Origin of the sequence: Streptomyces bobili, from assembly GCF_002154575.1 — a bacterium.
GTDB classification, from domain to species: domain Bacteria; phylum Actinomycetota; class Actinomycetes; order Streptomycetales; family Streptomycetaceae; genus Streptomyces; species Streptomyces bobili.
Genome location: NZ_MUBA01000776.1, coordinates 1 through 281 on the forward strand (window position 1 = coordinate 1; position 281 = coordinate 281).

1 protein-coding gene is annotated in these 281 nt (G+C 77.9%); it reads left to right on the forward strand.

Features of this window, described 5'->3' with window-relative positions:
• Positions 1–281: FAD-dependent oxidoreductase (locus tag BZL64_RS41725; RefSeq protein WP_425276112.1), on the forward strand; the 281-nt coding region annotated here is incomplete at both ends.

Genomic DNA, 281 nt, shown 5'->3' on the forward strand with positions numbered 1-281 from the left:
CGGTCTGCCCGCCCGCACCATCGGCGGCTTTCTGCGGCCGCTGCTCGCCGCGCTGCTCTGCGACCCGGACCTGACCACCTCCAGCCGGTGCGCGGACCTGGCGCTGCGCGCCTTCGCGGCGGGGCGGCTGTGTCTGCCCGAGGGCGGGGCCGACGTCCTGCCGGAACTCCTCGCGCGGACGCTGCCGCCGGGGACCGTGCACACGGGGGTGCGGGCCACCGCGGTCTCGACGACCTCGGTGACCACCGCCGAGCACGGCGAGTTCCGCTGCCGCGCGGTGC